1 pseudogene is annotated in these 475 nt (G+C 61.5%); it reads left to right on the top strand.

The window, feature by feature from the left end:
• Positions 1 to 341: 341 nt before the first annotated feature.
• A pseudogene (locus tag QEH54_RS22945) lies at positions 342 to 475 on the top strand (arabinan endo-1,5-alpha-L-arabinosidase); the annotation flags it as partial.

Raw genomic sequence — 475 nt, 5'->3', positions numbered from 1 at the left:
GCCTACACCTTCGACGGCACCGACTACCTCGTCTATCACGCCTACGACGCCTCCCACGAGCGCGCCATAGCGAAGCTCCGCATCAACAAGATCGCTTGGACCGACGACGGCTGGCCCAACGTCGGCGAGCTGGTGACGCCTGAAGAAGGACGATAAACCCGTTCGGCAACAAACACCCGTATTCGTGAGCTTTATACAAGTGTAGCAAGCGAACGCTTTCCATCCGAACGACCAAGGTAGGGCGGTCTGGCCCAGACCGCCGCGCTGCAGGATTCGAAAACGCCCATCCGCTCCATCGGCGCCCAGCGGCGGACTGGGCCAGTCCGCCCTACCCACTCTTCCTCCTCGAAGGCGACGAAAACTGGTACGGCGTCGGCCATAATTCCGCCTACACCTTCGACGGCACCGACTACCTCGTCTATCACGCCTACGACGCCTCCCACGAGCGCGCCATAGCGAAGCTCCGCATCAACAA

Source organism: Pelagicoccus sp. SDUM812003 (assembly GCF_031127815.1).
Lineage (GTDB): Bacteria > Verrucomicrobiota > Verrucomicrobiia > Opitutales > Opitutaceae > Pelagicoccus.
The sequence above is the reverse complement of the archived record's forward strand: the minus strand, read 5'-3'. Positions and strand labels throughout refer to the sequence as shown.